Origin of the sequence: Pseudomonas sp. TWI929 (assembly GCF_039673335.1) — a bacterium.
GTDB lineage: Bacteria > Pseudomonadota > Gammaproteobacteria > Pseudomonadales > Pseudomonadaceae > Aquipseudomonas.
This window is the reverse complement of the sequence record NZ_JBDJLK010000145.1, coordinates 1-8,164: the sequence shown is the minus strand read 5'-3', so window position 1 is coordinate 8,164 and position 8,164 is coordinate 1. Positions and strand designations below refer to the sequence as shown.

At 64.1% G+C, this 8,164-nt stretch carries 7 protein-coding genes and 1 pseudogene; 3 read left to right on the top strand and 5 right to left on the bottom strand.

Translation table 11 applies throughout. From position 1 onward, the window contains the following. Positions 1-60: 60 nt before the first annotated feature. The 4 genes from ABE456_RS27835 to ABE456_RS27820 all read right to left on the bottom strand — a co-directional run bounded on the left by ABE456_RS27835 (position 61) and on the right by ABE456_RS27820 (position 5,418). On the bottom strand, positions 61-2,004 hold the full coding sequence (locus ABE456_RS27835) for a methyl-accepting chemotaxis protein (protein WP_346646795.1): 1,944 nt from the start codon (positions 2,002-2,004) through the stop codon (positions 61-63). A gap of 168 nt (positions 2,005-2,172) precedes the next feature. Continuing rightward, entirely contained in the window at positions 2,173-2,583 is a 411-nt protein-coding gene (gene cueR / locus ABE456_RS27830; RefSeq protein WP_346646794.1) for a Cu(I)-responsive transcriptional regulator, read from the bottom strand. Next, positions 2,580-4,979: a heavy metal translocating P-type ATPase gene (locus tag ABE456_RS27825; RefSeq protein ID WP_346646793.1), complete on the bottom strand. Its 2,400-nt coding sequence runs from the start codon at positions 4,977-4,979 to the stop codon at positions 2,580-2,582. The genes cueR and ABE456_RS27825 overlap by 4 nt, the downstream gene beginning before the upstream one ends. A gap of 52 nt (positions 4,980-5,031) precedes the next feature. Beyond that, positions 5,032-5,418: a hypothetical protein gene (locus ABE456_RS27820; RefSeq protein ID WP_346646792.1), complete on the bottom strand. Its 387-nt coding sequence runs from the start codon at positions 5,416-5,418 to the stop codon at positions 5,032-5,034. A gap of 144 nt (positions 5,419-5,562) precedes the next feature. Here ABE456_RS27820 and ABE456_RS27815 point away from each other — a divergent pair, with 144 nt between their 5' ends. Both ABE456_RS27815 and ABE456_RS27810 read left to right on the top strand, forming a co-directional pair. Beyond that, positions 5,563-5,760, top strand: a complete 198-nt coding sequence (locus tag ABE456_RS27815; RefSeq protein ID WP_346646791.1) for a cation transporter — start codon at positions 5,563-5,565, stop codon at positions 5,758-5,760. A gap of 105 nt (positions 5,761-5,865) precedes the next feature. Then, positions 5,866-7,047: a multidrug effflux MFS transporter gene (locus ABE456_RS27810; RefSeq protein ID WP_346646790.1), complete on the top strand. Its 1,182-nt coding sequence runs from the start codon at positions 5,866-5,868 to the stop codon at positions 7,045-7,047. Here the strand turns inward: ABE456_RS27810 and ABE456_RS27805 are convergent. Then, positions 6,998-7,195, bottom strand: coding sequence for a hypothetical protein (locus tag ABE456_RS27805; RefSeq protein ID WP_075044510.1), 198 nt, complete (start codon positions 7,193-7,195; stop codon positions 6,998-7,000). The genes ABE456_RS27810 and ABE456_RS27805 overlap by 50 nt on opposite strands. Before the next feature lie 489 nt (positions 7,196-7,684). Here ABE456_RS27805 and ABE456_RS27800 point away from each other — a divergent pair. Next, positions 7,685-8,056, top strand: a pseudogene (locus tag ABE456_RS27800) (helix-turn-helix transcriptional regulator); the annotation flags it as partial. Positions 8,057-8,164: the final 108 nt, after the last annotated feature.

The following is an 8,164-nucleotide window of genomic DNA, read 5'->3' as shown; positions in this document are numbered from 1 at the left end:
GGGTAACGCGCCCCCTGTAGGAGCGGCTTTAGCCGCGAAGAGGTCGGCACAGGCCACACATCAGGTACGGAACCTGCGCACCAGCGTATCCAGCTCATTGGACAGCCCAGCCAGGCTCTCCGAGTCCTGGCGCGCCGCCTGGGCCAGCTCGGCCACCAGTTGCGCATCGCCATGAATCTGGCTGATATGCCGGTTGATGTCCTCGGCTACCTGGTGCTGTTCCTCGGCTGCCGTGGCGATCTGGGTGTTCATGTCGCGGATCACATCCACCGACTCACGGATCTGCCCAAAGCTGTCGCGAGCCAGGCCAATGCGGCTGACCGACTGTTGCGAAACCTCCAGGCTGGCATGCATCTGCTCGGCAACTTCGGCAGTGCGGCTGGCCAGGTTGCCCAGCAGGCCGTCAATTTCGGCGGTGGAGTCGGCAGTACGCTTGGCCAGGGCCCGCACTTCGTCGGCCACCACGGCAAAGCCACGGCCCTGCTCACCGGCACGGGCGGCTTCGATGGCGGCGTTCAGAGCCAGCAGGTTGGTCTGCTCGGCAATCGAGCGGATGGTGCCGAGGATCGACTGGATGGCGTTGCTGTCACGCTCCAACTGCTGGATCGACTGGGCCGACTGCTCGATCTCCTGGCTCAGGCGGTCGACGCTGTGTACCGCCGCATCGATCTGCTGCTGGCCTTCGCGGGCCTGCTGCTGGCCGCTGTCGGCCGATTGCGCCGCCTGGCTGCAGGAACGGGCCACTTCGTTGGCGGTAGCGACCATTTCATGGAAGGCGGTGGACACCATGTCCACGGCTTCACGCTGGCGGCCCGCTGCTTCTGCCATGTCGCTGGAAACCCGGGTCGAACTGCTGGAGGTGCTGAGGATCTTGCTGGCAGCAGCGCCGATGTGCTGGATCAGGCTGCGAATGGCACCGAGGAACTGGTTGAACCAGCTGGCCAACTGAGCGGTTTCGTCGCGGCCACGAATTTCCAGGTTGCGGGTCAGGTCACCCTCACCTTGGGCAATGTCTTCCAAACCGTTGGTGACGCTGTTGATCGGGCGCACGATCAGCTTGGCAAAGGCCGCACCGACGACGGCGAACACTGCGGCCAGCACCACGGCGATGACGCCGATCAGCCAGGTCAGGCGGGTGGTGGTCTGCATCACTTCGCTTTGCTCGATCAGGCCGATCAAGGTCCAACCCAGCTGTTCATCCGGGTAGATGTTGGCCATGTAGCGCACGCCATCGAGCTCTACTTCGGCCAGCCCTTTGCCGTGCTTGGCCAGTTCGGCGTACCCGTCGCCAAAGCTCGCCAGTTGCTTGAAGTTGTGCTTGGCGTCACGGGGGTCGACCAGTACATTGCCGTTGTTTTCCACCAGCAGCACGTAGCCGCTTTCGCCCAGCTTGATTTGCTGGACGATCTCAGTGAGGCCTTTGAGCGAGACGTCGACGTTGACCACGCCGCCGGGGTTGCCCAGCTGGTTGGCGACGGTGCGCACGGTACTGACCAGCACGGCGTCGTCGGCAGCCCAGTAGTAGGCGCCGGTACGCAAGGTCTTGCCGGGGTTGGCCATGGCCAGTTGGTACCAGGGGCGGGTGCGTGGGTCATAATTGACGAACTTCTGCCCGGCCGGCCAGCCGACGTAACCACCGTCGTTTACCCCGTAGGACAGGTAGGCATAGCTGGGATGCGTGGTGGCCAGGCGGGTCATGAACTCCAGCACTTTGCTGGCCTGGTCGCCCAGTTCGTAGGACGGCGTTGCGCTCATGTATTTGTTCAGTTCGCTGCCCGTGGCGGCGACCAGCGGCTGCGACGCCATATACTCGACGTTCTGGTTGATACCCTGAAAGAAGATGTTCATCGCGTTGCTGACCTGGCGGATTTCCCGGCTGCTGCCGTCGAGGAATCCGTCGCGGGCTTCGCCACGCAGGTTGAGGACCACCAGGGTGGCTACAAGAACGATGGGCAAGCCGGCGATGACCGCGAATGCCCAGGTCAGTTTCTGTTTGATGCTCATCGACGCTCCCGGAATTTTTTATTGTCGACACACGAGGCAGGTAGCAACTGCATCGGCACCATCCGGGTTTTATGAAGCCAAAACACCTGTATTTGTTGGACAAAGTCGCAGTTGGTGACTATTCGGTCGCGTTTGGACGTTTATGGCATACCAAACGCTTGCGATTGTTCAGTGGCAGCAATTGCCGGCAGCGCCATTGGCCAGGTCCTTGAGGATCGGGCAGTCCGGGCGGTGGTCCCCCTGGCAATGCGAAACCAGTTCGCTGAGGGTGTCGCGCAGGCTTACCAGCTCCTCGATGCGCCGGTTCAGCTCATCGATGTGCTGCATGGCCAGCGCTTTCACATCGGCGCTGGCACGCTCGCGGTCCTGCCACAGGGTCAGCAGCTTGCCGACCTCTTCGAGAGAAAAGCCCAGGTCGCGTGAGCGCTTGATGAAGGCCAGGCTGTGCAAGTCTTCGGCCTGGTACAGCCGGTAGCCGCTGTCGCTGCGCGTGGCGGGCTTGAGCAGGCCGATGGATTCGTAGTAACGGATCATCTTGGTACTGAGCCCGCTGCGGCGGGCGGCCTGGCCGATGTTCATGGCGCCTCCTGGGTGCTGCTGGTGGGTTTCCAGGCCTTGAGCCACAGCGCGTTGCTGACCACGCTGACGCTGGACAGGGCCATGGCGGCGCCGGCCAGTACCGGGTTGAGGTAACCCAGCGCGGCCAACGGGATGCCAATCAGGTTATAGATGAATGCCCAGAACAGGTTCTGGCGGATTTTCGCGTAGGTCTTGCGGCTGATCTCCAGGGCTGCGGGCACCAGGCGCGGGTCGCCACGCATCAGGGTGATGCCGGCGGCCTGCATGGCCACGTCAGTACCACCGCCCATGGCAATGCCGATGTCGGCGGCGGCCAGGGCCGGCGCATCGTTGATACCGTCGCCGACCATGGCGACCACACCATTCTGCTTGAGCGCGGCCACGGTCGCAGCCTTGTCGGCTGGCAGCACTTCGGCATGCACATCGTCGATGCCCAGGGCGTCGGCAACCACTTTGGCGCTGCCGCGGTTGTCGCCGGTCAGCAGGTGGCTGCTGATGTGCTGGGCGTGCAGGGTGTCGACCGCCTGCGCGGCGCCGGGCTTGATACTGTCGCCAAAGGCGAACAGGCCTAGCACGCGGGCTTGAGTGCCGCGCTCGATCAGCCACGACAAGGTGCGCCCCTCAGCTTCCCAGGCCTGGGCCTTGGCAGCCAGGTCGCCGGGTTCCAACCCGCTCTCATCGAGCAGCCGGCGGTTGCCCAAGGCCAGCTCGCGGCCTTCCACGTTCCCGGCGATGCCGCGCCCGGTCAGCGACTGGCTGTCGCTGACGCCAGGCACGTCGAGACCTTGTTCGCTGCAGGCGTCCAGCACCGCCTTGGCCAACGGGTGTTCACTGCCGCGCTGAAGAGCACCGGCCAGGCGGTGCAGGTCGGCGCTGGTGCCTGCCTGCGCCTGGCTGTGGACCACCCGGGGGCTGCCGGAGGTCAGGGTGCCGGTCTTGTCGAACACCACCCGGTTGACCGCATGTGCGCGCTCCAGGGCTTCGGCGTCCTTGATCAGAATGCCGTGGCGGGCGGCGACCCCGGTGCCGGCCATGATTGCTGCGGGCGTGGCCAGGCCGAGTGCACACGGGCAGGCGATGACCAGCACGGCAACGGCGTTGATCAGCGCGGTTTCCAGCGGCGCGCCGGCCAGCCACCAGCCGACCAGGGTGATCAGGGCCAATACCAGCACGGCCGGGACGAACACCTGGCTGACCCGGTCGACCAGCTTCTGGATCGGCGCCTTGGCGGCCTGGGCGTCTTCCACCAGGCGGATGATACGCGCCAGCACGGTCTCGGTGCCCAGTGCCTGGGTGCGCACCAGCAGCCGGCCTTCACCATTGATGGCACCGCCGGTGACGCTGTCGCCGGGTTGCTTGGGTACCGGCAGGCTCTCGCCACTGATCAGGGCTTCATCGGCATGGCTGCTGCCATCCTCGACCACACCATCGACCGGGAAGCGCTCACCAGGCTTGACCAGTACCAGGTCGCCCAGGCGCAGCTGGGCGATGGCCACGTCTTCTTCCAGGCCATCGACCACGCGCACGGCACGTTCCGGGCGCAGGGCTTCGAGGGCGCGGATGGCACTGGCAGTCTGGCGCTTGGCACGGCTTTCCAGGTACTTGCCCAGCAACACCAGGGCAATCACCACGGCCGAGGCTTCGAAGTACAGGTGCGGGACCATGCCGGCGGGGGCCTGCGCCCACTGGTATAGGCTCAGGCCATAGCCGGCGCTGGTGCCAAGGGCCACCAGCAGGTCCATGTTGCCGGCACCGGCCCGTACGGCCTTCCAGGCGGCCACGTAGAAGCGCGCGCCGAGAATGAACTGCACCGGCGTTGCCAGCAGGAACTGCGCCCAGGCGGGCAGCATCCAGTGCAGGCCGAACGGTTGCACCAGCATTGGCAACACCAGCGGCAGGGCCAGCAGCAAGGCTGCGCCGACTGCCAGGCGCTCGTTGCGCAGGCGACGCAGGGCAGCACTCTGATCGACTTTGGCCGTTTGCGGCAGGCTGGCGCTGTAGCCGGCTTTTTGCACGGCGTCGATCAGCAGGTTGTCATCGACGGCCGTGAGCACTTCGAGGTGTGCGCGTTCGCTGGCCAGGTTGACGCTGACCTGCTCGACCCCAGGCAGCTTGCCAAGGGCGCGCTCTACACGGCCGACGCAGCTGGCGCAGGTCATGCCGCCAATCTGCAGTTCGACAGTGCGGGTAGGCACGCCGTAGCCGGCTTCGCGCACGGCGTCGACCAGGGCGGGCAGGCTATTGGCCGGGGCCTGGACCCGGGCCTGTTCGGTGGCGAGGTTGACGCTGACTTGTTCGGCGCCGGTGACCTTGCGCAGGGCGCGCTCGACCCGGCCGGCACAGCTGGCGCAGGTCATGCCGGAAATCGGCAGGTCGTATGTAGTGGATGCGGGCATGGCACTCCTCCTTGGACAGGCCTCCAGCATCAACCTTGCCACGCAGGTAAGGTCAATAGCCCAGGCTGGCTCGCTTCAACTCCAGCCCATAGTGCCCCATGGCGATGCGGTATTTGTTGATCTGGCCCGCCTGCAGGTTCAAACGTGTGCTGCGCTGGTCCTCGATACCTGCTGCGCAGCCTGGCATTTGCCCGGGCAGTACGCGCAAGCGCACGTCCACCGGGCCGGGTGGCAGGTTGAACGAAGTGGACTGCTCCTGGAACACCCGCCCGGAGAGCTGATCATTGAGGTAGACGCCGATTTCGCAGCTGGTGGCCACTTCCAGGCGCTCGCGGGAAATGATCAGTACGCTGTAGTCCGAGTTGCCTTCGGCGCTGGCTGGTGGCACCGCAGCCAGCGTGCCCAATAGCCCGACGACGGCCAAAACTGCCCTGAACATGAAAAATCTCCTGCTAGCCTGACATCCAAAGGCGCAGCTTGGCCGACGCGGGCGCGGATTTCCACCCCAGGTGTTGCAGACAGGGCTTGACCTTGCCCTGATGGCAAGCTTGAGACTCGCTGAAAACCTGAAGGAGATAACCCCATGCAAGTGTTCAACGTACAAGGCATGACCTGTGGCCATTGTGTGAAAGCCGTGACCCGGGCAGTGCAGGAGCAGGATGCGGCGGCCAAGGTCGAGATCGACCTGGCGGCGAAGCAGGTGCGGGTGCAGAGTGAGTTGGCGCAGGAGCAGATTCTTACCGCCATTCGGGATGAGGGGTATAAGGCTGAGGTGGCGTGAGGCCCCAGGGCCGCTTTGCGGCCCTTTATGTTGCAAATGTTTTCACATTGATAGGGTCCACAGCAGGTAGAATCAAACACTTGCTTAGCCTGCTATGGATTCCTGATGAACCTGCGAATGGTGCTCATCCTGGGCGCACTCAGTGCGTTCGGGCCCTTGGCGATCGACTTCTACCTGCCCGCCTTCCCGGCCATGGCGCAGGCGTTCGCCACCGATGAAAAACACGTTCAGGCCACCTTGGCCGCCTACTTCCTCGGCCTGTCCATCGGCCAGCTGGCCTACGGGCCGGTGGCTGACCGCTTTGGCCGCCGCAAACCGCTGATGTTCGGCGTCACCCTGTTCACCCTGGCGTCACTGGCTTGTGCCTATGCCCCTAACCTCGACACCCTGGTGCTGGCGCGGTTTGTCCAGGCACTGGGCGGTTGCGCCGGCATGGTGCTGTCGCGGGCCATCGTCAGCGACAAGTGCGACCCGGTGGCCTCGGCCAAAGTGTTCTCGCAACTGATGCTGGTCATGGGCCTGGCGCCGATCCTGGCACCGATGTTGGGCGGGGTGTTGGTGAATGTGTCAGGCTGGCAATCGATCTTCCTCGCCTTGAGCCTGTTCAGTGCCGGCTGCCTGCTGGCGGTCAGCCTGGGCTTGCCGGAAAGCCTGCCCGAACACATACCGCGTCAGCCGCTGTCTGGCGCCTTGCGCCAGTACCTGCGCCTGCTCGCTGACCGGGTGTTCCTCGGGCATGCCTTGACCGGCGGTATCGCCATTGCTGGCATGTTTGCCTACATCGCCGGTTCGCCCTTCGTGTTCATCAAACTGTACGACGTACCGGCCGAGCATTACGGCTGGCTGTTCGGCACCAATGCCGCCGGCTTTATCCTGGTGGCGCAGGTAAATGCACGCCTGTTGGCCAAGCGTGGGCCGGCTTTCCTGCTGGCGCGCGCGGTGTGGATGTACCTGGCTGCCGGCCTGGTGCTGCTGGGCGTGGCGGCACTGCGCCCAGCGCAGCTGTGGCCACTGCTGGTGCCGTTGTTCGTCTGTATTGCCAGCCTGGGCTGCATCATCCCCAATGCCTCAGCCTGCGCCATGAGTGGGCAGGGCGCACGGGCCGGCAGTGCCTCGGCACTGATGGGCTGTGTGCAATTCAGCGTTGCAGCGGGTGCGGCGGCGCTGGTCGGGCTGCTGCATGATGGCAGTGCGGTGCCGATGGCGCTGGTGATAAGCCTGTGCGGGGCACTGGTGGTCAGTGTCGCGCTGCTGACCCGACGCTTGCAGGCCAAGGCTCCCGCATAAGCGGGTGAGGTGCCTGCAGGCGGGTTTCCAGCGTGGCGACAAAGGCCCGCGCCTCGGCCTCGCTGCGGAAACTGACCACGTGTTGATCGAGCTGGACCTGCCAGGGGCAGGCGGGGTTTCGGCTCGACGCACTGACGACAATTTTCATTGCGGCATACCTCCAAAAGGGGGAGAGCGGCTCAAGTGTAGCGCTGGCCCCCCTACCTGCCATGACCTGTATTAGTGTCCTGACTGACGGTCGTCGGGAACATTTTCTACAGCGTTTTTCCTGCTTGCGGCGCAATGCCTGCAAGTACGTGGAACCTTCGCTTTGGCTTGCGTTACTTGTGGAAAGTGGTTGTCGGCCACATCCGAAGTTGCAGCAGGTTTATTTCCTGACACCGTTGCTGTGCCCCTGCCTGGGTACGCCAGAGCACTTGCTGGCGGGGTTGCGGGCAGGCTGCCAGTGCTGCTTCACGGCTTGCCATGGGTAGGCATACCCAGTGGTTTTTCGGCAGATAGGCCCCGGCACGCGGCTGCCTGAATGGTGTTTTCTGCGGCTTATACTGGCGACCCAGGCCAGTGCCAGCGAGAGGCGCTTCCCTGCCAGGGTCGGCCATCGCATCCACTTAGTGAACTTGCAGGGAGTTACAGGGACATGAACGCAGCCAGCAGTATCAGCCAGATCGCCAGCCTGATGGCCGACCCCAAGCGCAGTGCCATGTTGTGGGCATTGATCGACGGTACCCCACGGCTTGCCAATGAACTCGCGATAATGACCGGCCTGACTTCGTCGTCGGCCTGCGCGCATCTTTCGTTGCTGTCGTCGGCCGGTTTGCTCAGGCATGAAGCCAGGGGCCGCAAACGCTACTTTCGCCTGGCAACCCCGCAGGTCGGGGCGGCGGTGGAAGCCCTGGCCAGTGTCCAGCTGGAAAGCGCCAGAGGGGAGCGGGCCCAGGCGCCGGTATCACCGCTGCCCATGTCGATACGCAGGGCGCGCCGCTGTGGTGATCATCTGGGTGGGGAACTGAACTGGCCTAATGATTTTGGACACCTTCATCGGGCGCTATGATGGCGCCCAATTGGAGGCAAAATTAGTGCGTAAATCTTACTCAAGAGAATACAAGGTCCAAGCTGC